A 26,232-nucleotide genomic window follows, 5' to 3' on the forward strand; every position below is an offset into this window, starting at 1 on the left:
GGCCCGACCGGCGCCCGGCCCCAACGCCAGGTGCAAGCCATGAGCAGACCGACACTGGGCATCGTCGGCGTGGGCAAGATCGCCCGCGACCAGCATCTGCCCTCCATCGCCGAGACCGGCAGCTTCGAGCTGGCGGCGCTGGTCAGCCCGCACGGGACCGGGCTGGAAGGCGACGGGCCCGAGGGCGTGCCGACCTTCCGCAGCCAGGAGGAGATGCTGGCCGCCCTGCCCCGGCTCGACGCGGTCGCGCTCTGCACGCCGCCCTCGGTCCGCCACGGGCTGGCGGCGGCGGCGCTGGCGGCCGGCAAGCATGTGCTGGTGGAAAAGCCGCCGGCCGCCACCGTGTCCGAGCTGCACGACCTCGTCGCCGTCGCCGCCCGCAACCGGCGGGTCCTGTTCACCGCCTGGCATTCGCAGTTCAACCCGGCGGTGGAGGCGGCGCGCGAGCGGCTGGCCGGCGCCGCCATCCGGGCCGTGCGGATCGACTGGAAGGAGGATGTCCGGCGCTGGCATCCCGGCCAGGAGTGGATCTGGCAGCCCGGCGGCTTCGGGGTGTTCGATCCTGGGATCAACGCCCTGTCGATCCTGACCCGCATCATGCCGGCGCCCCTCTTCGTCCGCGAGGCGGAACTGCTGGTGCCGGAGAACCGCGAGACGCCGATCGCCGTCACGATGACGCTGCGCGCCGCCGCCGGCGCCCCCGTCGGCCCGGTGTCGGTCGAGTTCGACTTCCGGCAGGAGGGCGAGCAGACCTGGACCATCGCGGTCGAGCTGGAGGACGGCCGCCGGCTGGAGTTGACCCACGGCGGCACGCGCCTGTTCGTCGACGGCACCCCGGTGCTGTCCGAGCCCGACAGCGAATACCGCCGCATCTATCGCCGTTTCCGGCGGTTGATCGACGAGGGGACGAGCGACGTGGACGCCGCCCCGCTGCATCTGGTCGCCGACGCCTGGTCCGTCGGCCGCCGCAGGACGACCGCAGCCTTTCACTGGTGAGGCCCCGCGAGAGGCCCGCCACCCCCTGAAGACGTCCCATGATGCCGCGGTCAGCGGCATCGGCCCCGAGGAGAGTCCCGATGTCCGATCCCACCCACGCAGGCAAGCCCGCCGCACCGCAGAAGACGCTGCGCTCCCGCGCGTGGTTCGACAATCCAGACAACCCCGACATGACGGCGCTGTACCTGGAGCGCTACCTGAACTTCGGCCTGACGCGGGAGGAGCTGCAGTCCGGCAAGCCGATCATCGGCATCGCCCAGACCGGCTCCGACCTCAGCCCGTGCAACCGCCACCATCTCGTGCTGGCCGAGCGGATCCGCGACGGCATCCGGGCCGCCGGCGGCATTCCGATGGAGTTCCCCGTCCACCCGATCCAGGAGACCGGCAAGCGGCCGACCGCCGCGCTCGACCGCAACCTCGCCTATCTCGGGCTGGTCGAGGTGCTGTACGGCTATCCGCTGGACGGCGTGGTGCTGACCATCGGCTGCGACAAGACCACCCCGGCCTGCCTGATGGCCGCCGCGACGGTCAACATTCCGGCCATCGCCCTGTCGGTCGGGCCGATGCTGAACGGCTGGTTCCGCGGCGAGCGGACCGGGTCGGGCACCATCGTGTGGCGTGCCCGCCAGATGATGGCGGCGGGCGAGATCGACTATCAGGGCTTCGTCGAGCTGGTGGCCTCCTCGGCCCCCTCCACCGGCTACTGCAACACCATGGGCACCGCCACGACGATGAATTCGCTGACGGAGGTGCTGGGCATGCAGCTCCCCGGCAGCGCCGCGATTCCGGCGCCCTACCGCGAGCGCCAGCAGGCCGCCTTCGAGACCGGCAAGCGCATCGTCGAGATGGTCGAGCAGGACATCAAGCCGTCGGACATCCTGACGCGCGACGCCTTCCTCAACGCCATCGCCGTCAATTCCGCCATCGGCGGCTCCACCAACGCGCCCATCCACCTGAACGCCATCGCCCGCCATGTCGGGGTGGAGCTGTCGGTGGACGACTGGCAGACCCACGGCTACGAGATCCCGCTGCTGGTCAACCTGCAGCCGGCCGGCGAGTATCTCGGCGAGGACTATCATCATGCCGGCGGCGTGCCGGCGGTCGTGTCGCAGCTCATCAGCCGCGGCCTGATCCGCGAGGACGCGATGAACGTCAACGGCAGGACCATCGGCGAGAACTGCCGCGACAAGCCGATCCTGGACGAGCGGGTGATCCGCCCCTTCGACAGTCCCCTGAAGGAGAAGGCCGGATTCGTCGTGCTGCGCGGCAACCTGTTCGGCAGCGCCATCATGAAGACCAGCGTGATCTCCGAGGAGTTCCGCGAGCGCTACCTGTCGAACCCCGACGATCCCGACGCCTTCGAAGGCAAGGTCGTGGTGTTCGACGGGCCGGAGGACTATCACCACCGCATCGACGATCCGGATCTGGGCGTCGACGCCTATACGATCCTGGTCATGCGCGGGACCGGCCCGATCGGCTATCCCGGCGGGGCCGAGGTCGTGAACATGCGGCCCCCGGCCCACCTCATCAAGCAGGGCGTCCATTCCCTGCCCTGCATCGGCGACGGCCGCCAGTCGGGCACCTCGGGCTCCCCCTCGATCCTGAACGCGGCACCCGAGGCCGCGGCGGGCGGCGGGCTGGCCCTGCTGAAGAGCGGCGACCGCATCCGCATCGACCTGAAGACCGGTGCCGCCGACATGCTGGTCCCGGAGGAGGAGCTGCAGGCCCGGCGCGCCGCGCTGGAAGCGGACGGCGGCTACCGGTATCCGGCGTCGCAGACCCCCTGGCAGGAGATCCAGCGCGGCATGGTGGAGCAGCTCGACGAGGGCATGGTGCTGAAGCCGGCGGTGAAGTACCAGCGCGTCGCCCAGACCTTCGGCATCCCGCGCGACAACCACTGACGGGACGACGATGGACATCGACGCACGCTGCCTCTGGCCGGCCGGCGCCATCCTCGGCGAGGGGCCCTTGTGGTCGCCGGGCCGGAACGCCGTCTATGCCGTGGACATCCGCGGGTCGCGCATCCTGCGGCTGTCGCTCGCGGATGGGGCACGGACCGTCTGGCCGATGGAGGAGGCGGCCTGCTGGCTGGTGGAGCGCCGCGACGGCGACGGGTTCGTCGCCGGGCTGCGCAGCCGGCGGGTGGTCCATCTGCGCCTCGACGGCCCGCATCCGGAGATCGTGGCGGAGCTGGCCCGGCTGGAGGACCATGCCACGGCCAACCGCCTGAACGACGCCAAGGCCGACCCGCTGGGCCGGCTGTGGATCGGGTCGATGCACGATGCCGAGGAGGAGGCGTCGGGCGCCCTGCACTGCCTCCACCCGGACGGCACGGTGGTCCGCGTCGATCCCGGCTACACGGTCGCCAACGGCCCCGCCCTGTCGCCGGACGGGCGCACGCTCTACCACACCGACAGCTTCACCCGGACCATCTACGCCTTCACGCGGCATGCGGACGGCACGCTGTCCGACCGGCGGGTACATCTCCGCTTCGCCGAGGCCGACGGCTTCCCGGACGGCATGACCTGCGATGCCGAGGGCGGGCTGTGGGTCGCCCACTGGGACGGCGGCCGGGTCAGCCGCTTCCTGCCGGACGGGACGCCGGAGCGGATCGTCCGGCTGCCGGTGTCGCGCGTCACCTCCTGCACCTTCGCCGGCCGCGATCTCGACCGGCTGATCATCACGACCGCCGCCCACGAGCGGCCCGGCGAGCCGCTGGCCGGCGGCATCTTCGAGTGCGTCCCCGGCGTGGCCGGCCTGCCGCCGGACCGCTTCGGGTAACGGGCGACCACAAGTTTCATCGAGAGGAGTGACTTCCATGACGGCAGGCGTTGAGCCCCGTTACCGCGGCGTTTTCCCGGTGGTCCCCACCATCTTCGACGAGCGTGGCGGGCTCGACCTCGACGGCCAGATGCGCTGCGTCGACTTCATGATCGACGCCGGCTCCAACGGCCTGTGCATCCTCGCCAACTTCTCCGAGCAGTTCGTGCTGACCGACGAGGAGCGCACGCTGCTGATCGACCGCATCCTGTCCCATGTGGCGGGGCGCGTGCCGGTGATCGTGACGACGACGCATTTCAGCTCGCGCGCCTGCGCCGGGCGCAGCCGGGCGGCGCAGGACGCCGGGGCCGCCATGGTGATGGTCATGCCGCCCTATCATGGCGCGACCATCCGGGTGCCGGAGCGCGGGATCCACGAGTTCTTCCGCATCGTCTCCGACGCCATCGCCATCCCGATCATGATCCAGGACGCCCCGGTCAGCGGCACCGCCCTGTCCGCACCCTTCCTGGCGCGCATGGCGAAGGAGATCGCCAACGTCAGCTACTTCAAGATCGAAGTGCCGGGGGCGGCCTCCAAGCTGCGCGAACTGATCGAGTTGGGCGGCGACGCCATCGAAGGGCCGTGGGACGGCGAGGAGGCGATCACCCTGCTGCCCGACCTCGACGCCGGCGCCACCGGGGCGATGACCGGCGGCGGCTATCCCGATGGCATCCGGCAGATCATGGACCCCTGGCAGGCCGGCGACCGCGAGGCCGCCGTCGCGGCCTATGGCCGCTGGCTGCCGCTGATCAACTACGAGAACCGGCAGGCGGGGCTGATCGCCGCCAAGGCGCTGATGAAGGAGGGCGGCATCATCGCCAGCGAGGCGGTGCGCCATCCGCTGCAGCCGCTGCACCCGAAGACGCGCGCCGGCCTGATCGAGACGGCCCGGCGCCTCGACCCGCTGGTCCTGCGCTGGGCGCGCTGACCGCGGGCGGCGGCGTCCGGGCAGTGCCGGGCGGGGGCCGGCCCGCCGTCCACGGCCGCACCCCACGGACGCCGCCCCACCCCAGTGCCTTGAGGAGTTCCCCATGACGACACTCACCGGCGAGATGCTGATCGGCTCGTCCAGCATCCGCGGCAGCGACGCCGAGTTCCACGCGGTGAATCCCGCGACCGGAGAGCGGATGGAGCCGGCCTTCGGCGGCGGGACCAGGGCGGAGGTCGACCGTGCCTGCGATCTGGCCTGGGCCGCCTTCGACGCCTATCGCGAGACCGACGCCGAGAGCCGCGCGCGCTTCCTGGAAGCTATCGCGCAGGCCATCATCGACATCGGCGACCCGCTGATCGAGCGCGCCATGGCCGAAAGCGGCCTGCCGCGCGCCCGGCTGGAGGGCGAGCGGGCGCGCACCGCCGGGCAGCTCCGCCTGTTCGCCGAGGTGCTGCGCGAGGGAAGCTGGCCGGAGCTGCGCTTCGACACGCCGCTGCCCGACCGCAAGCCCCTGCCGCGGCCCGACCTGCGCCAGCGCCACATCGCCGTCGGCCCCGTCGCCGTCTTCGGCGCCAGCAACTTCCCGCTGGCCTTCTCGGTGGCCGGGGGCGACACCGCCTCGGCGCTGGCCGCCGGCTGCCCGGTGGTGGTGAAGGCGCACCCCGCCCATCCCGGCACGTCGGAGCTGGTCGGCCGGGCCGTCCAGGCGGCCGCGACGGCCTGCGGCATGCCGGAGGGCGTCTTCTCCATGCTGGTCGGGACGGGCAACCAGATCGGCACCGACCTCGTCGCGCACCGCCACATCAAGGCGGTGGGCTTCACCGGCTCCCGCCGCGGCGGGCTGGCGCTGATGGGGGTGGCGGCGGCACGGCCGGAGCCGATCCCGGTCTATGCGGAGATGAGCAGCGTCAATCCCTTCATCCTGATGCCCGGCGCGCTGGCCCGGCGGGCCGAGGCGATCGGCAAGGGGTTCGTCGGGTCGCTCACCATGGGGGCCGGGCAGTTCTGCACCAATCCCGGCCTCGTCCTGGCGGTCGGGGGAGACGGGCTGGACGCGTTCCTGGCCGCGGCGGCGGACGCGCTCGGCGGCGTGCAGCCGGCGACCATGCTGACGCCCGGCATCCATGCCGCCTACACGGCCGGGCTGGAAAAGCTGGCGGGCAATCCGACGGTGCGGGAGGTGGGGCGCGGCTGCGCCTGCAATGGCCCGAACCAGAGCCAGGCCGCGCTGTTCGTCACGGAGGCCGCGAGCTTCCTGTCCGATCCGGCGCTGGAGGAGGAGAATTTCGGCTCCTCCTCCCTCGTCGTCCGCTGCCCCGACCTCGCGACGCTGCGCACCGTGGTGGAGCATATCGAAGGCCAGCTCACCGCCACCATCCACATGGAGGAGAGCGACACCGGGGAGGTGCGCGCCCTGCTGCCGGTGCTGGAGCGGCGGGTCGGCCGCATCCTGGTCAACGGCTACCCGACGGGGGTGGAGGTCGGCCACGCCATGGTGCATGGCGGCCCCTTCCCCGCCACCTCCGACGGGCGCACCACGTCGGTCGGCACGCTGGCGATCCGCCGGTTCCTGCGGCCGGTCTGCTACCAGGACCTGCCGCAGGCCCTGCTGCCGGAGGCCCTGCGCGACGGCAATCCGCTGAAGCTCTGGCGGCGGGTGGACGGGATGCTCACCCGCGACTGACAGGCGGGTGGCCGGCCGGGCCTCACGGGGCGCCGGCCAGCCCCCGCTTCGCCAGGTTGCGCATCAGCGCGCCGATCCCGAAGCTCCACGGCGCGATCCGGTCGCTGTGGTTCACCCGGTTGACCAGCCGGCCGAGCCGCGGCGACCCGATGGCGACCGTGTCGCCCAGGCGATGGGTGAAGCCGGCGCCCGGCGCCCCGCGATCCTGGATCGGGGCGAACATGGTGCCGAGGAACAGCACGAAGCCGTCCGGATACTGGTGGTTGCCGTTGATCGTCTGGGCCACGAGGTCCAGCGGATCGCGGCTGATCATCGACATGGCGCTGCTGCCGGTCAGGACGAAGCCGTCCTCGCCCGTGACGGTGACGGTCACCTCGGCGGAGCGCACGTCGTCGATGCCGAACCCCTCGCCGAACAGGCGGATGAACGGGCCGACGGCGCAGGAGGCGTTGTTGTCCTTCGCCTTGCTGAGGAGAAGGGCGCTGCGCCCCTCGAAGTCGCGCAGGTTGACGTCGTTGCCCAGCGTGGCGCCCTTGACCGCGCCGCGGCTGTCCACCGCCAGCACCACCTCCGGCTCCGGGTTGTTCCATTCCGACTTCGGGTGGATGCCGATCTCGGCCCCGGCCCGACGGCGGAGAGCGGCTGCGCCTTGGTGAAGACCTCGGCGTCGGGGCCGATGCCCACCTCCAGATATTGCGACCACATGCCCTGGGCGACCAGCATCTCCTTCAGCCGCTGCGCGGCGGGAGAGCCGGGCTGCAGGCTGGCGAGGCTGCTGCCGAGCACGCCGGCGATGGCGGCGCGCACCTCCTCGGCACGCGATGCATCGCCCTTCGCCCGCTCCTCGATCACGCGTTCCAGCAGGCTGACGACGAAGGTGACGCCGGCGGCCTTGACCGCCTGCAGGTCGCAGGGGGCGAGCAGCCAGGGCAGCGCGGGGTCGCGGGCGTCCCAGCGCGAATTGGCGAGGACGGCGTCCGCCGCCCCCAGCCGGGTGCCGCCGTGGCTGCGCACCGCCTCGGCCGGCCGGTCGAGCTCCAGCAGCGCGCTCATCGTCGGGGCGAGGGCGGAGAGGTCGTAGACGCCCTCGGCGGTGACGCGGACCACGGCCGGCCCGCCGGCATCGGGCAGCCAGACCCGCCCGACGAGCGTCGCGCGGTCGTGATCCTGGGGCAGGCAGTCGGCGGGGGTCAGGTCCATGGGGGCTTTCCCGGTGAAGTTGCCGATGAACGGGCGGAGGAACGGGGATGCGGCGTCAGTCCGCCCCGACCAGCAGGTCGGCGTCGCACATGGCGGCGCGGATCTCCTGCAGGACGGTCAGCGCGCCCGGCGACAGCGGCCGGCCGCGCAGGCGGACGATTCCGAAGGGCTCGACGGCGAAACGCTTCTCGAAGGGCAGCATGGCGAAGCGCCCCGGCGCCTGGAACAGGCAGGCCAGCGGGCGCGACAAGGCGGTGATGGTGTCGGTCGGCGCGACCAGCGCCGCCAGCATGACCGGCGAGACGCTCTCCACCACCCGTGACGGCGCGGGCAGCCCGGCCGAGCGGAACATGGCGTCCACCCGGTCGCGCAGCAGGGTCCCGCGCGGCGGCAGCGCCCAGAGCTGGTCGGCGAAATCCTCCAGCCTGACCGGCCGGCCGAGATCGAGCAGCGGGTGGCCGTCGCGACAGAGGAAGCTCAGTTCCTCCTCGCCGATCTCGTCATAGAGGAAGATGGAGGGGTCGCGCGCCTTGGACGGCCGGGCCAGCGCGAAATCCAGCCGGCCATGCTCGACATGGTTCAGCAGCACGTCGCTGTTCTCCAGCTCGACCGTGATGCGCAGGCGCGGGTGGGCCCGCTGCAGCCGGTCCACCGCCTTGGCGAGATACTCCACCGCCGGGCCGGTGACCGTGCCGATCATCACCCGGCCGCTGTGCCCGGCGTGGAGCGCCGTCAGTTCCTGCCCGATCTCGCCCAGCTCCGACAGGATCATCCGGGCGTGGCGGATCATGAGGGCGCCGTACCAGTTCGGCTCGATCCCGCGCGGGTGGCGCTCGAACAGCTCCACCCCCAGCGAGTCCTCCAGGTCGCACAGCAGCTTGGAGGCGGCGGGCTGCGACAGGTTGAGGCTGGCGGCGGCGCGGTGCAGGTTGCGGTGCTCGTCCAGCGCCAGGAAAAGCTGCATGTGGCGTAGCTTCAGCCGGGCGCGCAGGAACCAGTCGGCGGGGAACTGCTTCGTGGACATGGGACCTCGCAGGTTCACGGCTTCCACCAGAGCGCGATCCACGGAAAAGCCAGCACCAGGGCCAACGCCAGGATCTGGAGGCCGATGAAGGGGACCAGGGACCGGAAGATGATGCCCAGCGTGATCCCCGGCGGCGCCACGCTCTTCAGATAGAAGGCGGCGGGGCCGAAGGGCGGCGACAGGAAGGACACCTGCATGTTCATCGAGAACAGGACGCCGAACCACACCGGATCGTACCCCAGCTTCACCACGATCGGGGCGAAGATCGGGATGCACAGCAGCGCGATGCCGACCCAGTCGAGGAACATGCCGAGCACGCCCAGGATGAGCATCATCAAGAGCACGATGACGATCGGCGTGTCGGAGACGTTCAGCAGCAGCCCCTCGATGAAGCGGATGCCGCCCATCAGGTTGTAGACGCCGATCAGCGCGCTGGCGCCGATGCCGATCCAGACGATCATGCCGCAGGTGGACAGCGTCTGCAGCGCGCTGTCCCACAGCATCCGCCACGAGAACTCGCCGCGCAGGACGGTGGACAGGATCACGCCGGCCACGCCGATGGCCGAGGCCTCCGTCACCGAGGCGATGCCGCCGTAGATCGAGCCCAGCACGAAGACGACCACCAGCAGCGGCATGATCAGCCCCTTCATCAGGGACCAGCGGTCCGCCGCGGCCATCCCGTCGCCCTCGTCCGGCAGCGGCGCCAGCGACGGGTTCAGCCGCACCCGGATCAGCACATAGGCCGCATAGAGCGAGGCGAGCAGCAGCCCCGGAACGAAGGAGGCGGTGAAGAGGTCGCCGATCGACACGTTGGCCGACAGGCCGTAGATGATGAGGACGATGCTCGGCGGGATCATGGTGCCGAGCGCGCCGCCCGAGCAGACGACGCCGATCGCCATGTTGCGGTCGTAGCCCAGCCGCAGCATCTGCGGCAGCGCCAGCAGGCCCAGCAGCACGATCTCGCCGCCGATGATGCCGGACATCGCCGCGAGGATGACGGAGACCACAAGGGTCTGCACCGCCACGCCGCCGCGCACCCGCCCGCCGATGATCTTCATGGCGTCGAACAGGTCGCGCGCGATGCCGGAGCGGTCGAGGATCGACGCCATCAGCACGAACATCGGCACCGAGACGAAGACGTACTGGGTGATGAAGGAGTAGATGCGCGTGGTGACGATCGGGATCACCATCGGCCCGAACCATCCCAGCGCGAAGATCAGCGCCACCAGGATGGTGACGAAGGCGAGCGGCATGCCGGTGACCAGCAGGCCGAGCAGCAGCGCGAACATCGTCAGGCTGCCGCCGCCGATGCCAAGGTCCTGCAGGTTAAGCATCCTCGTAAACCCCCGCGCCGGGCTGGCCGTGATGGACGTCGCCGGGCGGGCGACGGATGTGGCGCCACATCTGCAGCAGGAACTGCAGCGTCATCACCACCAGGATCAGGAACAGGAAGGGCTTCAGCAGGGCCGGAGAGGGCGGGTTCCAGGCGCTGCCGCTGGTCTCGATCCGGAAGGCGCCGGACGGGGTGAACAGCGACTTCCAGGCCATGCCCCAGGAGGCGTAGGCCATCAGCCCGCACACCCCCGCGCCGACGAGGCTGATGACGATGTCCATCCAGCGCCGGACCCGGGGGCCGACATGGTCGTAGATCAGGACGACGCGGATGTGCTTGTCGGTCGCCAGGCAATAGGCCCCGCCGAAGGCGAAGCAGATCGCCGTCAGCGTGGTCGTCGTCTCGTGGACCCAGACCGTCGGCGAATTGAACAGGTAGCGCATGACGATCTCGTAGACCGAGACCGCCGTGCTGACGATGAACAGGATGCAGAGATAGCGCCCTATCCAGGCGATGACCGCGGACAGGCGGTCCGTCGGCTGGCCCGGCGGCGCGGCCCCGCCGTCATGCTGCGTCTCCATGGCTCCTCCCAGCGCCGGGCGGTCGGGCCGCCCGGCTTCGTCACGCGTCGCGGTTTGCCGCCGGTACCGGCACCGGCCCGGGTCAGAGCAGCCCCTGGTCCTTCAGATAGGCCGTCAGGGCCTGGTAGACCTTCTGCGCGTTGGGGGAGCGCTCGGCGAACTTGGCCCACTGCGACTGGGCGATCTGGCGGAACTTCTGCCGCTCCTCCAGCGGCCAGTCATGGATGGTCACGTCGCCGCGGGCGCGCAGCTTGGCCGCGACCTTCTTGTCCATCATGGCGACCCGCGAGACGCTGTCGCGGGCGAGGTCGTTGACCGACACGGTGAGGATGGTCTTCAGATCCTCCGGCATCTCGTCCCAGATCGCCTTGTTGATCGAGATGTCGACGATCGGCAGCGAGTGGAAGCCGGGCCAGAGCGGGTGCTTGGCGATGTCGTGAAGGCCCATGGAGTCGTTGGTGGCGAGCGTGGTGGCGTCGGCCGCCTCGATGACGCCCTTGTCGAGCGAGGTGAAGACCTCCGACTGCGGCAGGTTCACCGGCGAGGCGCCGGCGGCGGCGAAGGTGGACTGCACCAGCCCTTCCGGCGCGCGGATCTTCAGCCCCTTGAGGTCGGCGACCTTGTCGATCGGCACGCGCGAGGCGATGGATTCGACCGCCGCCGCCGAGGCGCCGATGAACTGCACGCCGTAGGGATTGACGATCTGGTTGTAGACCTCGCGCCCGCCGCCGTAGTTGAAGAAGTTCAGCATGTCGTTGGGGTCGCTCCACGCCCCCACCGGGTTGGCGATCAGCGCGAAGGCCGGATCCTTGCCGGTGAAGTAGGAGCTGTCGGTGACGTGGCCCTGCAGGATGCCGGCGCCCACCGCCTCCAGCGTCTCGCTGTATTCGACGACGGAGCCCACCGGCATCATCTCGATCCTGATGCGGCCGCCGCTCATCTTGCCGACACGCTCGGCCCAGTCCCTGGCGATCTGGAAGGCGAGCGCGCCGGACGTGTCGCTGGACTGGAAACGCAGCTCGTAGGTCTTGCCCTTGCCCTGCGCCATGGCCGGGCCGGACAGCGCGGCCATGGCCACGAGCGATGCCGCCGCCGCGGCCGACAAAAGTTTGCTCATCAATGGGTCCCTCCTCGTTCCGGCCCTGCGATCCGTCAGGGCTTCTGCCGGGCGCTTCCCACCGGGAGCGGGCGCGCACCACTCTGTTCGTATCCGTGATTATCCAGAGGCGTGACAATATATCAAGGGATGATTATTATTTTTCATCCCACCTAATCTCCGCAGCCTGCGACGCCGGTGTTGACCGGGAAACCGGGGGGCGGTCCTATTGCCTTCCCCTTCCGCGCCGGTACCGTGCGACGGGGATTCTTGCCGAAGGAGCGGTCCGTTGCGGATGAAGGACAGGGACAGCGGGGAGCAGCCGGCGACCAGCCGCGTGGCCGGCGTGGCCGAGGTGCTCGGCCGCCGGATCGCCGAAGGGCGATACCCCCCCGACTCGACCCTGCCGACCGAGCCGGAGCTGGCCGACGCGCTGGGGGTCGGGCGCAACGCGGTGCGCGAGGCGGTGAAGATGCTGGCCGGCAAGGGGCTGCTGCGCACCAGCCGGCGCGCCGGCACCATCGTGCAGCCCCACGCGGAATGGAACCTGCTGGACCCCGACCTGCTGTCCTGGAGCCTGGGAAGCCCGCAGGCGCGCGAACGGCTGCTGGACGAGCTGATGGACCTGCGCTGGATGATCGAGCCGGAGGTGGCGGCAAAGGCCGCCCGCCGGGCGACGACCGTGCAGTGCCTGCGCATGTGGGAGGCGTTCGAGGCGATGGAGCGCGAGCGGGACGACCCCGTCGCGTCGATCGACGCCGACATCCTGTTCCACCGCCGCCTGTTCGAGGCCGCCGACAGCCGCCTGCTGCTCAGCGTCTTCACCGCCTTCTCGGTCCTGCTGCGCGTGAACTTCGCCACCGCGAACGAGCACGACAACGCCTTCGTCTCGAACCTGGAGGAGCACAAGGCCGTGCTGGAGGCGGTGCAGCGCCGCGACGCGGACGGGGCGGCGGCGGCGATGCGCAAGCTGCTGACCAACAACCGCGCCGACATCGAGCGGGTGCGGGCGCAGTCCCGCGGCGAGATGGCGCAGGTCTGACCGCGCCGCCCTTCAGGCCCGCGCCGCACCCGCCACGCCGACGCTGAGGCCGTAGAGGGTCGAGGTGGCGGTGATGAACAGCGTGTTGCGCCGCGGACCGCCGAAGGTCAGGTTGGACACCATCTGCGGAATCCGCACCTTGCCGAGCAGCGCGCCGTCCGGCGCGAAGCACTGCACGCCGTCGCGGGCACTGGTCCAGACATTGCCCTGACCATCGACGCGGAAGCCGTCCGGCACGCCGGGCGAGATCTCGGCGAAGACCCGGCCGCCGGACAGCCGCCCGTCGTCGCCGACCGTGAAGGCGCGGATATGGTGCGGCCCCTGCGGGTCGTGCGACACCCCGGAGTCCGCGACATACAGGGTGCGCTCGTCGGGCGAGAAGGCGAGACCGTTGGGCTTGGCGAAATCCTCCGCCACCACCCCGAGGTCGCCCGTCGCGGGGTCGAGGCGGAAGACGTAGCAGCCCGCCAGCTCCGGCTCGGCCTTGTAGCCCTCATAGTCGGAGAGGATGCCGTAGGTCGGGTCGGTGAACCACACCGTGCCGTCGGATTTCACCACCACGTCGTTGGGCGAGTTCAGCCGCTTGCCCTCGAACCGGTCGGCCAGGACGGTGATGCGCCCATCGTGTTCGGTCCGCGTCACCCTGCGGCCGCCATGCTCGCAACTGACCAGCCGCCCCTCGCGGTCGCGGGTGTTGCCGTTGGCATAGTTCGAGTTGGCGCGGAACACCCCGACGCCGAGATCCGGCACCCAGCGCAGCAGCCGGTTGTTGGGAATGTCGCTCCAGACCAGATAGCCGCCGTCGGCGAACCAGACCGGACCCTCGGCCCAGCGGCAGCCGGTGAACAGCGTCTCCAGCGGCGCAATCGGCACCGTCAGGTCGTAGAAGCGCCGGTCGTGGTATTCGAGGTGATCGCCAACCAGGGACATGCCGCGCCCTCCCCCCCATTCCTTGTCGTTGCCTGCCCTACTTGCCCAGCCCCATCGCCCGCGGCAGCCACAGCGTGATCTCCGGCACGTAGGTGATGGCGATCAGGGCGGCGAAGAGGGGACCAGCCAGGGCAGGATCGCCATGGTCGTGCGCTCCACCGACAGCTTCGCCACGCGCGCCAGCACGAACAGCACCATCCCCAGCGGCGGATGCAGCAGCCCGATCATCAGGTTCAGCACCATGACGAGGCCGAAATGCAGCGGGTCGATCCCCAGCTTCAACACGATGGGCAGCAGGATCGGCACCAGGATGGTGATCGCCGCGATGGTGTCGATGAAGCAGCCGACGAACAGGATCAGCAGGTTCGCCAGCAGCAGGAACACCCACTTGTTGTCGGTGAAGCCGAGGATGGCGTCCGACATGATCTGCGCCGCCTGGCTGGCCGTCAGCAGCCAGGCGAAGATCGAGGCCGCGGTGACGATGAACAGCACCGACGCCGTCGTCTCCACCGTGTCGAACGTCGCCTTGGCGAGCGAGCGCAGCGTCATCGAACGGTAGCGGACCAGCCCGAGGAACAGCGACCACAGCACCGCCGCGACCGCCGCCTCGGTCGGGGTGAACCAGCCGAGCGTCATGCCGCCGATCAGGATCACCGGCGCCATCAGCGCCATCACGGCGGAGAAGTCGAAGTACCAGTCGGCCGCCAGCAGCACGGCCAGGGCGACGGAGATCGCCCAGTTGACCGGGACGCCGGCCAGCGTCATCAGCCACACCGCCATCGGGAAGCACAGCACCACGACGATCTCGACCGATGCCGCACCCAGCCGGCGCCAGTCGAAGGCCATGTCGCCGCCCCAATGGTGGCGCCGGGCATGGATGGCGACGGTCCCCATCATGAAGACGGTCATCAGCACGCCGGGGATCACGCCCGCCAGGAACAGCGCGCCGATGGAGACGTTCGCCATCATCCCGTAGATCACGAAGGGCAGCGACGGCGGGATGATCGGCCCCAGCGTGGCCGAGGCGGCCGTCACCCCCACCGCGAACTCCGTCGAATAGCCATGGTCCTTCATGGCCTTGATCTCGATGGTGCCGAGCCCGGCGGCGTCGGCGATGGCGGTGCCGGACATGCCCGAGAAGATCACCGACCCGACGATGTTCACCTGCCCCAGACCACCGCGCATCCAGCCGACCAGCGCGATGGCGAAGTTGTAGATGCGGCCCGTCACGCCGGCGATGTTCATCAGGTTGCCGGCCAGGATGAAGAAGGGAACGGCCAGCAGCGGGAAGCTCTCCACACCTGCGATCATGCGCTGGGCGAGCACGAGGTCGGGCACCGAGCCGCTGACCACGATATAGATCAGCGAGGCCACCGCCATGGCGACCGCCACCGGCAGCCCCAGCAGCATCAGGCCGAGAAAGGAACCGATGAGGATCCACATCCGCTTACACTCCCTTCCCGTCGAAGGCTTCCGGCTTCTCCAGCACCGAATGGCCGCGCCGCCAGTTCACCACCGTCACCTGCAGCGACCGCACCGCCATCAGGGCGCAGCCGCCGAGCACGGCGTAGTAGAGGAGCCCCTTGGGCAGCTCGACGGTGACCATCATCTCGTCGCCGACCACCTCGATCAGCCGCCACATCAGGTGGGTCAGATAGACGAAGAAGGCGGTGCGGATCACGTCGACCAGGGTGGAGAGCAGCCGCGCCGGCCCGGCGGGCAGAAAGCGGTAGAGGATGTCCACCTGGATGTGGCGCGACAGCCGCACGCACATGGACGACCCGACGAACACCAGCGCCACCAGGCAGTAGGAGGCGATCTCCTCCGTCCAGTTCAGCGAGTCGTTCAGGATGTAGCGGGTGAAGAACTGCAGGAAGACCGCCGCCGCCATCAGCCAGAACAGGGCGACCGTCGCCCAGTCCTCGACCGCGTAATGCGACAGGTCCGCCGGGGGAGCCTCCTCCACGAAGCTGTGGGCCAGCTCCTCCGGCGTGATCTGGATGTGGTGTTCCTCCGCGGGAGGCTGGTGGAAACCGGCCCCGTGCGGAACCGACCGCTTTGCGTAGCTCGTCATGCGGACCCCAGTGGCTTGCGGGACGGCGGGCGGCGGGCGGCGCGTCACCGCAGCGCCTGGATCGCCTCCCAGTCGGCCTTGCGGTAGCCGGCGCTTTCGGGCGTCACCGCCTTCATCACCGCGTCCTTGAACTCCGCCTTGTCGACCTCGGTGACGGTCAGGCCCTTCTGGCGGAAGCCCTCCACCAGCTCCTTCTCCTTGGCCTGGATCTCGGCGGTGGAGCGGGCCGCCGCCTCCTGCGTGACCTCGGTGAAGATCTGGCGGTCCTCCGGCGACAGCTTGGTCCACAGGCTCTTGGAGATGATGGTGTTCAGGCTGTCGATGATGTGGCCGGTCAGGACGATCTGCTTCTGCACCTCGAAGAACTTCTTGGCCTCGATGGTGGTCAGCGGGTTCTCCTGGGCGTCGACCGTGCCGTTCTGCAGGGCGAGATAGACCTCGGCGAAGGCGATCGGCGTCGGGTTGGCGCCGCAGGCCTTGGGCATCGCCAGGTAGGCCGGCGCATCGGGCACGCGGATCTTCAGCCCCTTCATGTCCGCGCAGCTCTGAACGGGCCTGTTGGAGGTGGTGTGGCGCGTGCCGTAGTAGGACAGGGCCACGATGTGGTTGCCGGTCTTGTCCTCGTAGCCCTTGGCGAGCGTCTTGAAGACGTCGCTCTTCGCGTAGGTCAGCAGATGCTGGGGATCGCGGAAGATGTAGGGGTAGTAGGTGACGCCGATCGGGGGATAGCTGCGCGCCGCGAAGCTGGACCCCGAGATGATCATGTCGACGGTGCCGAGCGACAGGCCCTGGTTGATGTCCGCCTCCTTGCCGAGCTGCGAGGCGGGGAACACGTCGATCTGATAGCGGCCGCTGGTGCGCTTCGCGATCTCCTGCGCCGCCCAGAGCGACTGGGTGTGGAAGGGCTCCGACGTCTCGTAGACATGCGCCCATTTCAGCTTGGTCTGGGCCTGGGCCGCAGACGGAACGGTGAACGGCAGGGCCATCAGCACGGCGAAGCCCAACGCCGCGCGCCCGGTGCGAGTTACCATTTGGCAGTCCTCCCGATTATAAAGCATCCCCGGTTGGCCGGGGAACCTTGGGGGTCGCGCCGCGCCCCGGCTGACCGCCCTCCGTAATATACCAGCAGCAGATTGTTTGGCGTGCAAGCTATTTTGTTGCGCCGGTCAGCTGATGATCCAATAGACCGCGGCCAGAGGAAGGAAAACGGCACGCCTGCCCCACGCAACTCATGGAGTTGCGCAATGGACATAGGCGCTAAGACATATACAAGCCAGATCCGTTACTTGCTGCCGGCGAGGTTCCGCTTGCCGGTTATGCAGCAAGGGCGGAGCGATCACATCGTCCAGCCGCCGTCGATGACGTGAATCTGTCCCGTCGTGTAGGTTGCCGTCGCGAGGTGCAGGGCCAGCTCGGCGATCTCCTCCGGCTGGCCGATGCGGCCGATGGGCTGGCGCGCGATGAAGGCGGCGCGGGCGGTCTCATAGTCCCCCTGCGCGCTCAGCCGCTGCTGGAGCGAAGGGGACTCGACGGTGCCCGGGCAGATGGCGTTGCAGCGGATGCCCCTCGCCACGAAATCCGCCGCGACCGATTTGGTGAGCCCGATCACCGCGGCCTTGGTCACGGAATAGGCGAAGCGGTTCGGCACGCCCTTCACGCTGGAGGCGACCGACGACATGTTGATGATCGATCCGTCGCCGCGCTCCAGCATCCCGGGCAGCACGGCCTGGATGGCGCGCATCATCGCCTTGACGTTCAGGTCGAAGGCGAAGTCGAGATCCTCGACGCCGGCCTCCAGGATCGTGCCGCTGTGGACGATGCCGGCACAGTTGAACAGGACGTCGATCCGGCCGATGCCGGTCAGCTCCCGCCGCACCGCCTGCGGATCGAGAACGTCGAGCACGCGCGTCTCGATTCCCCGCCCCTCCAGCTCCGCCAGCTTGGCGCCGTTGATGTCGGTGGCGACGACGCGCGCACCTTCGCGGGCGAACAGCTCGGCCGTCGCGCGGCCGATGCCCTGCGCGGCGGCGGTGACGACCGCGACCTTGCCGGCCAGCCTTTCCGTCATGTCCCACTCTCCCGTCGTCGTCCCGTCCGCTGTGAAGGCCGGCGCCGCGCAGGCCGGCCGGGGCGGCACCCTTCTGTTCGTTATGATCAAAAAACGGTTGATTCCCGGTGCTGTCAAATTGTTTTTTAAACGAACAGTCCGTCCGCCACGGACAGCCCCCTCCCCTGCCGACGGGCCGGTGCCATGAAGACCAACACCGTCTACAAGCGCGCGTACAACCGGTGCCTGGACCGACTGGCGGAACTGCCCGCCGGCGGCGACCTGGGATCGGAAACGGAACTGTCGGACCTGCTGGGCGTCAGCCGGACCACGGTGCGCGCCGTCCTCTCGGCCCTGGCGGAGGCGCGGCTGATCGCGCTGGACGGGCGCGGCAAGACCGTGCTGCGGGCACCGAAGCCGCAGGACTATTTCCCGGACTTCGAGACCGAATCGGTCGGCGCCACCGTCGAGAAGAAGTTCATGGAGTGGGTGCTGAAGGGCGACTGCAGGCCGGGCCAGCACATCAACAGTCTGGACCTCGCCCGGCAGTTCGGCGTGTCGACCTCGGCCATCCGCAATTATCTGGGCCACTTCAACCATTTCGGGCTGCTGAAGAAGTCGCAGAACGGCGGTTGGATGTTCCGCGGCTTCACCGAGGACTTCGCGCTGGAACTGTCCGAGGTTCGCGAGCTGTTCGAGCACCGCTCGGTCCAGCGCTTCATCGAACAGCCGCCGGACTCGCCGGTCTGGCGCAAGCTCGACCAGATCGAGCGCCAGCACCTCGCCCTGCTGGACGAGATCGACCAGCGCTTCACCGACTTCTCCGACCTCGACGAGCGGTTCCACCGGCTGATCAACGATGCGGCCAGCAACCGCTTCATCGGCAACTTCTACGACATTATCTCCATGATCTTCCACTACCACTACCAGTGGAACAAGGCGGAGGAGAAGGAGCGCAACGCCGTCGCCATCCAGGAGCATCTGGCCTGCATCGCCGCGCTGAAGAGCCGCGACCGCGAGGCGGTGACCATAACCTTCCGTGCGCATCTGAAGACGGCACGCACCACCCTGCTGCGCTCGCTCTCGCGCATCGACGCGCACCAGACCATCGATGCCGACTGATTCTTACACTCGTTTTTTCTGCATAAAAAGCAGGTTGACGAGCCTCCCCCGGCCCCGCTCTTTATAGACACGAAACATGCAGGGCGGCGGATTGTCCGCGACGCGCCCGATATGCCGTCCCCGGATTGCCGGACGGTCTCCCGCGGAGGATTTCCCGATGTCCGCTGCCTCCAACCTGCCGCGTACGCTTCGCCTCAATCCGCAGGACAACGTCCTGATCGCCATCGACGAGCTGGCGGAGGGAACGCCGCTGCCGGGGGTGCGGCCGCCCGTACCCGCATCCCGAAGGGGCACAAGGTGGCGGTCCAGCCGATCGCCGCGGGCGCACCGGTGCTGAAGTTCGGGCAGATCATCGGCGCCGCCACCGAACCCGTCGTTCCCGGCGACTGGGTGCATGTGCACAATGCCGGCATGCTCGACTTCGCCCGCGACCATGACAGCCGCGACGGCTCCCTCCGCGTCGACCTGCTGCCGGACCGCGACCGGGTGACCTTCCAGGGCTTCCGCCGGCCGAACGGCAAGGCGGGGACCCGCAACTACATCGGCATCGCCACCAGCGTGAACTGCTCGGCCACCGTCGCGCGCTTCATCGCGGAGGAGGTCGCCCGCTCCGGCATCCTGGACGACTATCCGAACGTCGACGGCGTGGTCGCGCTGGTCCACGGGACCGGCTGCGGCATGGCGGGCAAGGGCGAGAGCTATGACGTCGTGCAGCGCACGCTGTGGGGCTACACCTCGCATGCCAACTTCGGCGGCGTGCTGCTGGTCGGGCTGGGCTGCGAGGTGCTGCAGGTCGGCCGGCTGAAGAGCGAATACGGCATGACCGAGGGGCCGCTGTTCCGCAGCATGACGATCCAGGACACCGGCGGCACCCGCAAGACGGTGGAGGCCGGCGTCGCCCGCGTGCGCGAGATGCTGCCTCTGGTCAATGCCGTGCGGCGGGAGCCGATCCCGGCGTCGGAGCTGGTGCTGGGCCTGCAGTGCGGCGGGTCCGACGGCTATTCCGGCATCACCGCCAATCCCGCCCTCGGCGCCGCGGTCGACCTGCTGGTGCGTCACGGCGGCACCGCCATCCTGTCGGAGACCCCGGAGATCTACGGCGCGGAACATCTGCTGACCCGCCGCGCCGTCTCGCCCGAGATCGCCACCAGGCTGGTCCGGCGGCTGGAGTGGTGGGAGGACTACGCCGCCCGCGCCGGCGGCGAGATGGACAACAACCCCTCGCCGGGCAACAAGGCCGGCGGCCTGACCACCATCCTGGAAAAGTCGCTGGGCGCCGTCGCCAAGGGCGGCAGCATGCCGCTGGCCGCGGTCTACGAATATGCCGAGCCGGTGACCGCCAGGGGCTTCGTCTTCATGGACACGCCGGGCTACGACCCGGTATCGGCGACCGGGCAGGTGGCGGGCGGCGCGAACATGCTGTGCTTCACCACCGGCCGCGGCTCCGCCTTCGGCTGCAAGCCGACGCCGTCGATCAAGCTCGCCACCAACTCCGACGTCTACGCCCGCATGACCGACGACATGGACATCAACTGCGGCGACGTGCTGGAGGGCGTGTCGATCGAGGAGAAGGGGCAGGAGATCTTCCGCAGCATCATCGCCGTCGCCTCGGGCGAGCGCAGCAAGTCCGAACTGCTCGGCTATGGCGGGAACGAGTTCGTGCCCTGGCAGATCGGCGCTACCATGTAAAGGAGCTGGGTAAAGGACCCGGGTAAAGGAGCTGGGTGAACGATCCGGGGAGGCATCGACCGGCCATGATCGTGCAGGCTTGCATCAACGGCGCCCGGCCGCGGGGGTACCATCCCCGGCTGCCGCTGTCGCCGCAGGAGGTCGCCGACGACGCGGCGGCCTGCATCGCGGCCGGAGCGGCGGAAATCCACCTGCATGTCCGCGGGCCCGACGGGCTGGAAAGCCTGGAGCCGGATGCCGTCGACGCGACGCTGCTGGCGGTGCGGGCACGGGCGCCCGGCAGCTTCGTCGGCCTCAGCACCGGCGCCTGGATCGAACCGTCGGACGAACGGCGGATCCAGCTCATCGCCGGCTGGCGGAGCCTGCCCGACCATGCCTCCGTCAACCTCAGCGAGGCGACGGCCCCCGACGTCATCGCCCTGCTTCACCGCCGCGGCATCGGGATCGAGGCGGGGCTGGCGTCGGTCCTGGATGCCGAACGGCTGGTTTCGCTCGGCCTTGCGCCGCTCTGCCTGCGCGTCCTGATCGAGATCGAGGAGCAGGAGACGGAGGAGGCGATGGCCGCCGCCGATGCCATCCTGTCGGTGCTGTCCGCCGCCGGCGTCACCAAGCCGGTCCTGCTCCACGGCGTCGACGAAACCGTCTGGGCCTTCGTGGAGCGGGCGGCGCGCGAGGGCTATTCGACCCGCGTCGGGCTGGAGGACGGGTTCCTCCTGCCCGACGGGCTGCCGGCGGACGGCAATGCCGCGCTGGTCGCCGCGGCGGCGCGAACGATGGGGCGGAACCGGCCTTAAGCCGGATCCTCCGGGCACTCCGCGGGGTCGGTCGGCTGCCAGGGGAACTCGCCCATCGGACCCATCCGCACCCGGTCGCGCTCCACCGTCACATCGCTCTGCATGTAGAGCGCGACCAGTTCGGCGAGCGAGCAGAGCGAGCTGGCATGGATCCGCTCGTAGCCGTGCGAGCTGTCGATGCCGAAGCAGACCAGCGCCGTGCGGATGTCGTTGCCCGCCTCGATCGCCGCGGCGCTGTCGCAGCGGTAATAGCGGAAGACGTCGCGCTGATGCTCGATGCCGTAGTCGCTGCACAGCCTCAGCAGCTTATGGGTCAGGTGGTAGTCGAAGGGGCCGGAGGAGTCGGCCATGGCGACGGTCACGCCATATTCCCGGCTGTTCTGCCCGGCGGCGGTCGTGCCGTTGTCGATGGTCACCATCTCCGCCACGTCCCGGTGCAGGACGGAGGAGGCGCCGGAGCCGACCTCCTCCGAGATGGTCAGCAGCAGGTGGCAGTCCACCGGCAGGCTGGCCTTGCTGTCGCGGATCGCCTTGGCGGCGGCGAACATCACCGCCACACCCGCCTTGTCGTCCAGATGGCGGGAGTTGATGAAGCCGTTCGGGTTGAACTCCGGCTGCGGGTCGATCGCCACGAAGTCGCCGATGTTGAAGCCGAGCGCCACCAGATCGTCCAGCGCCTCGCTGCGCGCGTCGACACGCAGTTCCAGGTTGGTCCAGGCCACCGGCTGGGTGTCGATCTCGGTGTTGAAGGTGTGGCCGGACGCCTTCAGCGGCAGGATGGTGCCGCGATAGCTGCCGCGGTCGGTGAAGATGGTGCAGCGCGCCCCTTCGGCGAAGCGCGCCGACCAGGTGCCGACCGGAACCAGCTCCAGCCGGCCGTTCGGCTTCAGCATCTTCACCTGGGCGCCCAGCGTGTCGAGATGGGCGACCAGCGCGCGGTCCGGGCTCTTCAGCCGGCCGACCAGATCGGCCCGGATGGCCCCGCGGCGCGTCAGCTCGAACGGGATGCCGAGGCGGCGGAACTCGTCGCCGCAGAAATGCACGATCTGGTCGGTGTAGCCGGTGGGGCTGGGGATTTCGAGCAGCCGGCCCAGGATGCCGGTGAGATAGTCCATGTCGATGACCGGGCGCTCCAGCACGCCGCGGCTCAGGATCGCCTGCTCCATGCCCCCTCCTCTTCCGGGTCAGACCGCCGAGTACGGGAACAGCAGATCCACGAACCGTTCGGCGGTGGGCTGGGGCTCATGGTTGGCGAGCCCCGGCCGCTCGTTGGCCTCGATGATCACGTAGTCCGGACCGAAGAGGTCCGGGACCAGCAGGTCGAGGCCGACCACGGGAATGTCCAGCGCCCGCGCGGCCTCGATCGACGCTTCGATCAACCGCCGATGGAGGCGATCCGTCACGTCGTGAAGCGTGCCCCCGGTATGCAGATTTGCCGTCTTGCGCACGGCGAGGACCTGCCCTTCCGGCAGGATGCTGTCCATGGCGTAGCCGGCGTCGCGCACGCAACGCTCGGTTTCCGCATCCATCGGGATCCGGCTTTCCCCGCCCGTCGCGGCGGCGCGGCGCCGGCTCTGCGCCTCGATCAGTTCGGCGATCGTCCGGTCGCCGGTGCCGACGATCTCCGCCGGACGGCGGATCGCGGCGGCGACGACGCGGTTGTCGATCACCAGAACCCGCAGGTCGCAGCCCTTGACGTACTGCTCCAGCAGGACGGTGCTGCAGATCGCCGTCGCCTTCTCCACCGCCCAGGCCAGCGTTTCGGCGTCGCGCACGTCCACCGTGATGCCCTGCCCCTGCTCGCCGCGGGCCGGCTTGACCACCACGCTGCCGTGGCGCTCCAGGAAGGCGGCGTTGTCGTCGGCGCTGCCGGCGATCCTCTGGTCGGGAACCGACAGTCCGGCGGCGGCGAGGGTGCGGCGGGTCACCGCCTTGTCGTCGCAGCGGAACAGCGCGACGGCCGAGGTCAGCTCGCTCAGGCTTTCGCGGCACAGGATGCTGCGCCCGCCGAAGCTGAGGCGGAAGAGGTTGGCCTCGGCGTCCAGCACCTCCACCCCGATGCCGCGGCGCCGCGCCTCGTTGATGATGATCATCGCATAGGGGTTCAGCCCGGCCTCCACCGCCGGCCCGGCGAACAGCTTCTCGTTGATCGGGTTCTTGGTCTTCAGCGTGAAGACCGGCACCCGCTTGAAACCCAGCTTCTCGTAAAGCGCGATGGCGTTCTGATTGTCGTGCAGGACCGAGAGATCCATGAAGCTGCGGCCGCGCGAGCGGTAATGCTCGGCCAGCGCCCGCACCAGCGCCTCGCCGATGCCGGGATAGGCCGCCTGCGGATCGACCGCCAGGCACCAGAGCGACGACCCGTTCTGCGGATCCTTGAAGGCGCGGACATGGTCGACGCCGGTGACCGACCCGATCACCGCCCCGGTGACCGGATCGACCGCGATCAGGTGGGTCAGCACGCGGCTGTCGCGCTCCGCCCAGTAGAATTCGGGATCGACCGTGACCATGCCGCGGGCGGCATAGATGCGGTTCACCGCGTCGGCGTCCTCGCGGCTGCGCGGCGCCTCGACGTTGAAGCCGCGCAGCTCCAGACCCGGCCGGAAGGTGTGGAGCCGCAGGCGGTAGGTGTGGGACGGGTCGAGGAACAGCTCGTTCGGCGCCTGCGACAGCACGACATGCGGGTCCTCCAGATAGAAGGCGATGTCGCGCCGGCCGGGCCGCTCGCGCCGCATCTCCTCGATCAGCTCCGCGGCGTCGGCGAAGGTATGGGCGAACAGCAGGCGTCCCCAGCCGCATTCCACGGCGGCCCGCGGCACCGGGCCGGCGGGGCGGAGCGCCGATTTGACCGAAGGGTTCGAGGCCAGCAAGGTCGAAACCAGGACTCGCTCGATGCGGTAGGCAGGGCGGGCTTGGTTCTGGGTCATCATTCGGCGTCAGATCCCTTGGGTTTGCAGCCAGAATTCCAGCAGGGCGACCTGCCAGAGCTTCGATCCGCGCAGCGGCGTGATGTGGGTTTCCGGATCGCGGAAGAGCGTGTCGAGATAGGCGGGACGGAACAGCGACCGTTCGCGCGCCGCCGGCTGGTTCAGCACGTCGCGCACGAGATCCAGATAGGGGCCGCGCAGGTATTTCAGCGCCGGCACCGGGAAATAGCCCTTGGGCCGGTCGATCACCTCGGCGGGCACGACCTGCCGCGCCGCCTCCTTCAGCACGAACTTGCCGCCGTCGCGCAGCTTCAGTTCCGGCGGGATGCGGGCGGCCAGCTCCACCACGTCATGGTCGAGGAAGGGCACCCGCCCCTCCAGCCCCCAGGCCATGGTCATGTTGTCCACCCGCTTGACCGGGTCGTCGACCAGCATGACGGTGGTGTCGAGCCGCAGCGCCTTGTCCACCGGGCGGTCGGCGCCGGGACGGGCGAAATGGGCGGCGACGAAGGCGCGGCTGACGTCCTCGCCCGCGAGGTAGCGGGGATCGAGCGCCTGCGCCATCTCGGCATGGTCGCGGTCGAAGAAGACCCGGGCATAGGCGGCGACGGGATCGGCCGCGTCCATCATCGGCGGATACCAGTGGTAGCCGGCGAAGATCTCGTCGGCCCCCTGGCCGCTCTGCACCACCTTGACGTGGCGGGCGACCTCCTGCGACAGAAGGAAGAAACCGATGGCGTCATGGCTGACCATCGGCTCCGCCATCGCCCGCACGCACTCCTGCAGCGCCGGCAGGGCGCGGCTGCTGTCGATGAACAGCTTGTGGTGGTCGGTGCCGAAGCGGTCGGCGATCAGGTCGGAATACTGGAACTCGTCGCCGCGCTCCTGCCCCACCGTCTCGAACCCGATGGAGAAGGTCTCCAGGCCGCTCTGCCCGGCCTCGGCCAGCAGGGCGACGATCAGCGAGCTGTCGAGACCGCCCGACAGCAGCACGCCGACCGGCACGTCGGCCACCAGCCGGCGCTCCACCGCCTTGCGCAGGGTCGCCAGAACCGCGTCCTGCCAGTCGCGCCCGGAAAGCCGCTCGTCGCCCGGCTGCGGGCCGAAGGCCAGCGTCCAATAGGTCTCCTCGCGGCGCGTCCCGTCCGGCTCCAGCGTCAGCAGGGTCGCCGGCGGCAGCTTGCGCACGCCCTTGAGGATGGTGAGCGGCGCCGGCACGACGGCGTGGAAGCTCATGTAATGGTGCAGGGCCACCGGATCGATGCCGGTGTCGACGTCGCCGCCCGCCACCAGGGCCGGCAGGCTGGAGGCGAAGCGCAGCCGCCCCGGCGTCTCCGCGATGTAGAGCGGCTTGATGCCCAGGCGGTCGCGGCCCAGCGTCACCCGGCCGCTGTCGCGCTCCCAGATGGCGAAGGCGAACATGCCGTAGAGCCGCTCGACGAAGCGGGGACCCCAGGCATGATAGGCCTTCAGCAGAACCTCGGTATCGCCATGCGAGAAGAACCGGTAGCCGCGGCCTTCCAGTTCGGCGCGCAGCTCCGGGTAATTGTAGATGCAGCCGTTGAAGACGATGCCGAGGCCGAGGTCGGGATCCACCATCGGCTGCTGCGACGCCTGGGACAGGTCGATGATGCTGAGCCGCCGGTGGCCGAAGGCGACCCGCCCCTGGACGAAGATGCCCTGCCCGTCCGGTCCGCGCCGGGCCAGGGCCTCCGTCATGGCCCCGACCGCGGACGCGGATGCCGGGCTGTCGTCGAAACGGATCTCGCCGCTGATGCCGCACATCGTGTGACCGACCTCCTTCCCTGATGGAGCCAGGACGCGGCACATCATGCGCCCTGCTGTCCGGACCAACAGGCGAAGCCACCGCTTGTCCCTGCTGATCGGATGGGGTAGAGCCGGCATTGGTCCGATGGGCTGACCGACGGCGGTGGGACCGGTC

Annotated in this window: 19 protein-coding genes and 3 pseudogenes; 9 read left to right on the forward strand and 13 right to left on the reverse strand. The window is 69.5% G+C overall.

Translation table 11 applies throughout. The features are described from left to right. The first annotated feature begins 39 nt into the window (after nt 1-39). The 5 genes from DEW08_RS21985 to DEW08_RS22005 all read left to right on the forward strand — a co-directional run bounded on the left by DEW08_RS21985 (nt 40) and on the right by DEW08_RS22005 (nt 6,431). Nucleotides 40-996: a Gfo/Idh/MocA family protein gene (locus tag DEW08_RS21985; RefSeq protein ID WP_109331361.1), complete on the forward strand. Its 957-nt coding sequence runs from the start codon at nt 40-42 to the stop codon at nt 994-996. Between the two features lie 80 nt (nt 997-1,076). Further along, entirely contained in the window at nt 1,077-2,897 is a 1,821-nt protein-coding gene (locus DEW08_RS21990) for an IlvD/Edd family dehydratase (protein WP_109331362.1), read from the forward strand. Between the two features lie 10 nt (nt 2,898-2,907). Next, the gene (locus DEW08_RS21995) at nt 2,908-3,777 is read left to right on the forward strand and encodes an SMP-30/gluconolactonase/LRE family protein (protein WP_109331363.1); all 870 of its coding nucleotides are present in this window, start codon (nt 2,908-2,910) and stop codon (nt 3,775-3,777) included. 37 nt (nt 3,778-3,814) lie between these two features. Next, a complete protein-coding gene (locus DEW08_RS22000) occupies nt 3,815-4,744 on the forward strand; it encodes a dihydrodipicolinate synthase family protein (protein ID WP_109331364.1) in 930 nt (309 codons plus the stop codon). 103 nt (nt 4,745-4,847) lie between these two features. Further along, entirely contained in the window at nt 4,848-6,431 is a 1,584-nt protein-coding gene (locus DEW08_RS22005) for an aldehyde dehydrogenase (NADP(+)) (RefSeq protein ID WP_109331371.1), read from the forward strand. A gap of 22 nt (nt 6,432-6,453) precedes the next feature. Here the strand turns inward: DEW08_RS22005 and DEW08_RS22010 are convergent. The 5 genes and pseudogenes from DEW08_RS22010 to DEW08_RS22030 form a co-directional block, all read right to left on the reverse strand. After that, nucleotides 6,454-7,631, reverse strand: a pseudogene (locus DEW08_RS22010) (fumarylacetoacetate hydrolase family protein). 55 nt (nt 7,632-7,686) lie between these two features. Beyond that, complete coding sequence (locus DEW08_RS22015; protein WP_109331372.1) at nt 7,687-8,655, reverse strand: LysR family transcriptional regulator; 969 nt, start codon at nt 8,653-8,655, stop codon at nt 7,687-7,689. Between the two features lie 14 nt (nt 8,656-8,669). Beyond that, a complete protein-coding gene (locus DEW08_RS22020; protein WP_109331374.1) occupies nt 8,670-9,989 on the reverse strand; it encodes a TRAP transporter large permease in 1,320 nt (439 codons plus the stop codon). Continuing rightward, nucleotides 9,982-10,569, reverse strand: coding sequence for a TRAP transporter small permease subunit (locus DEW08_RS22025; RefSeq protein WP_109331375.1), 588 nt, complete (start codon nt 10,567-10,569; stop codon nt 9,982-9,984). Before DEW08_RS22025 ends, DEW08_RS22020 begins: the two co-directional genes overlap by 8 nt. An 82-nt stretch (nt 10,570-10,651) precedes the next feature. Continuing rightward, entirely contained in the window at nt 10,652-11,686 is a 1,035-nt protein-coding gene (locus DEW08_RS22030; protein WP_109331376.1) for a TRAP transporter substrate-binding protein, read from the reverse strand. Nucleotides 11,687-11,960: 274 nt separating this feature from the next. On the opposite strand from DEW08_RS22030, the gene DEW08_RS22035 reads away from it, so the two are divergent. Further along, complete coding sequence (locus DEW08_RS22035) at nt 11,961-12,707, forward strand: FadR/GntR family transcriptional regulator (RefSeq protein WP_109331379.1); 747 nt, start codon at nt 11,961-11,963, stop codon at nt 12,705-12,707. Between the two features lie 12 nt (nt 12,708-12,719). Here DEW08_RS22035 and DEW08_RS22040 read toward each other — a convergent pair whose 3' ends face one another. The 5 genes and pseudogenes from DEW08_RS22040 to DEW08_RS22060 all read right to left on the reverse strand — a co-directional run bounded on the left by DEW08_RS22040 (nt 12,720) and on the right by DEW08_RS22060 (nt 17,779). Next, entirely contained in the window at nt 12,720-13,637 is a 918-nt protein-coding gene (locus tag DEW08_RS22040; protein WP_109331380.1) for an SMP-30/gluconolactonase/LRE family protein, read from the reverse strand. A gap of 37 nt (nt 13,638-13,674) precedes the next feature. After that, nucleotides 13,675-15,080: pseudogene (locus tag DEW08_RS22045) on the reverse strand (TRAP transporter large permease). A gap of 4 nt (nt 15,081-15,084) precedes the next feature. Then, nucleotides 15,085-15,711 carry a TRAP transporter small permease gene (locus DEW08_RS22050; protein WP_109331382.1) on the reverse strand — a complete coding sequence of 209 codons (627 nt, stop codon included), beginning with the start codon at nt 15,709-15,711 and terminating at the stop codon, nt 15,085-15,087. A 44-nt stretch (nt 15,712-15,755) separates the two neighbouring features. Further along, nucleotides 15,756-16,697, reverse strand: a complete 942-nt coding sequence (locus DEW08_RS22055; RefSeq protein WP_109332327.1) for a sialic acid TRAP transporter substrate-binding protein SiaP — start codon at nt 16,695-16,697, stop codon at nt 15,756-15,758. Nucleotides 16,698-17,047: 350 nt separating this feature from the next. Beyond that, nucleotides 17,048-17,779: an SDR family oxidoreductase gene (locus tag DEW08_RS22060; protein WP_109331383.1), complete on the reverse strand. Its 732-nt coding sequence runs from the start codon at nt 17,777-17,779 to the stop codon at nt 17,048-17,050. A 183-nt stretch (nt 17,780-17,962) separates the two neighbouring features. Between DEW08_RS22060 and DEW08_RS22065 the strand changes: the two genes are divergently transcribed. The 3 genes and pseudogenes from DEW08_RS22065 to DEW08_RS22075 all read left to right on the forward strand — a co-directional run bounded on the left by DEW08_RS22065 (nt 17,963) and on the right by DEW08_RS22075 (nt 21,363). Further along, entirely contained in the window at nt 17,963-18,880 is a 918-nt protein-coding gene (locus DEW08_RS22065; RefSeq protein ID WP_109331384.1) for a GntR family transcriptional regulator, read from the forward strand. 157 nt (nt 18,881-19,037) lie between these two features. Next, nucleotides 19,038-20,569, forward strand: a pseudogene (locus DEW08_RS22070) (UxaA family hydrolase). A 65-nt stretch (nt 20,570-20,634) separates the two neighbouring features. After that, nucleotides 20,635-21,363, forward strand: coding sequence for a 3-keto-5-aminohexanoate cleavage protein (locus DEW08_RS22075; RefSeq protein ID WP_109331385.1), 729 nt, complete (start codon nt 20,635-20,637; stop codon nt 21,361-21,363). Here DEW08_RS22075 and DEW08_RS22080 read toward each other — a convergent pair. The 3 genes from DEW08_RS22080 to DEW08_RS22090 are packed head-to-tail and all read right to left on the reverse strand — an operon-like array spanning nt 21,360 to nt 26,075. Further along, nucleotides 21,360-22,529, reverse strand: a complete 1,170-nt coding sequence (locus DEW08_RS22080; protein ID WP_245986871.1) for an osmoprotectant NAGGN system M42 family peptidase — start codon at nt 22,527-22,529, stop codon at nt 21,360-21,362. The genes DEW08_RS22075 and DEW08_RS22080 overlap by 4 nt on opposite strands. 18 nt (nt 22,530-22,547) lie before the next feature. Further along, on the reverse strand, nt 22,548-24,293 hold the full coding sequence (ngg, locus tag DEW08_RS22085) for an N-acetylglutaminylglutamine synthetase (RefSeq protein WP_109331386.1): 1,746 nt from the start codon (nt 24,291-24,293) through the stop codon (nt 22,548-22,550). Between the two features lie 6 nt (nt 24,294-24,299). Further along, on the reverse strand, nt 24,300-26,075 hold the full coding sequence (locus DEW08_RS22090; RefSeq protein WP_109331389.1) for an N-acetylglutaminylglutamine amidotransferase: 1,776 nt from the start codon (nt 26,073-26,075) through the stop codon (nt 24,300-24,302). Between the last annotated feature and the right edge of the window lie 157 nt (nt 26,076-26,232).

It is taken from the genome of Azospirillum thermophilum, assembly GCF_003130795.1.
GTDB classification, from domain to species: domain Bacteria; phylum Pseudomonadota; class Alphaproteobacteria; order Azospirillales; family Azospirillaceae; genus Azospirillum; species Azospirillum thermophilum.

Bases quoted from the DNA above. Each gene is read 5' to 3' on its own strand.
- DEW08_RS21985 (WP_109331361.1), top strand. From the start codon at position 40: ATGAGCAGACCGACACTGGGCATCGTCGGCGTGGGCAAGATCGCCCGC.
- DEW08_RS21990 (WP_109331362.1), top strand. From the start codon at position 1,077: ATGTCCGATCCCACCCACGCAGGCAAGCCCGCCGCACCGCAGAAGACG.
- DEW08_RS21995 (WP_109331363.1), top strand. From the start codon at position 2,908: ATGGACATCGACGCACGCTGCCTCTGGCCGGCCGGCGCCATCCTCGGC.
- DEW08_RS22000 (WP_109331364.1), top strand. From the start codon at position 3,815: ATGACGGCAGGCGTTGAGCCCCGTTACCGCGGCGTTTTCCCGGTGGTC.
- DEW08_RS22005 (WP_109331371.1), top strand. From the start codon at position 4,848: ATGACGACACTCACCGGCGAGATGCTGATCGGCTCGTCCAGCATCCGC.
- DEW08_RS22015 (WP_109331372.1), bottom strand. From the start codon at position 8,655: ATGTCCACGAAGCAGTTCCCCGCCGACTGGTTCCTGCGCGCCCGGCTG.
- DEW08_RS22020 (WP_109331374.1), bottom strand. From the start codon at position 9,989: ATGCTTAACCTGCAGGACCTTGGCATCGGCGGCGGCAGCCTGACGATG.
- DEW08_RS22025 (WP_109331375.1), bottom strand. From the start codon at position 10,569: ATGGAGACGCAGCATGACGGCGGGGCCGCGCCGCCGGGCCAGCCGACG.
- DEW08_RS22030 (WP_109331376.1), bottom strand. From the start codon at position 11,686: ATGAGCAAACTTTTGTCGGCCGCGGCGGCGGCATCGCTCGTGGCCATG.
- DEW08_RS22035 (WP_109331379.1), top strand. From the start codon at position 11,961: ATGAAGGACAGGGACAGCGGGGAGCAGCCGGCGACCAGCCGCGTGGCC.
- DEW08_RS22040 (WP_109331380.1), bottom strand. From the start codon at position 13,637: ATGTCCCTGGTTGGCGATCACCTCGAATACCACGACCGGCGCTTCTAC.
- DEW08_RS22050 (WP_109331382.1), bottom strand. From the start codon at position 15,711: ATGACGAGCTACGCAAAGCGGTCGGTTCCGCACGGGGCCGGTTTCCAC.
- DEW08_RS22055 (WP_109332327.1), bottom strand. From the start codon at position 16,697: ATGGCCCTGCCGTTCACCGTTCCGTCTGCGGCCCAGGCCCAGACCAAG.
- DEW08_RS22060 (WP_109331383.1), bottom strand. From the start codon at position 17,779: ATGACGGAAAGGCTGGCCGGCAAGGTCGCGGTCGTCACCGCCGCCGCG.
- DEW08_RS22065 (WP_109331384.1), top strand. From the start codon at position 17,963: ATGAAGACCAACACCGTCTACAAGCGCGCGTACAACCGGTGCCTGGAC.
- DEW08_RS22075 (WP_109331385.1), top strand. From the start codon at position 20,635: ATGATCGTGCAGGCTTGCATCAACGGCGCCCGGCCGCGGGGGTACCAT.
- DEW08_RS22080 (WP_245986871.1), bottom strand. From the start codon at position 22,529: ATGGAGCAGGCGATCCTGAGCCGCGGCGTGCTGGAGCGCCCGGTCATC.
- ngg (WP_109331386.1), bottom strand. From the start codon at position 24,293: ATGATGACCCAGAACCAAGCCCGCCCTGCCTACCGCATCGAGCGAGTC.
- DEW08_RS22090 (WP_109331389.1), bottom strand. From the start codon at position 26,075: ATGTGCGGCATCAGCGGCGAGATCCGTTTCGACGACAGCCCGGCATCC.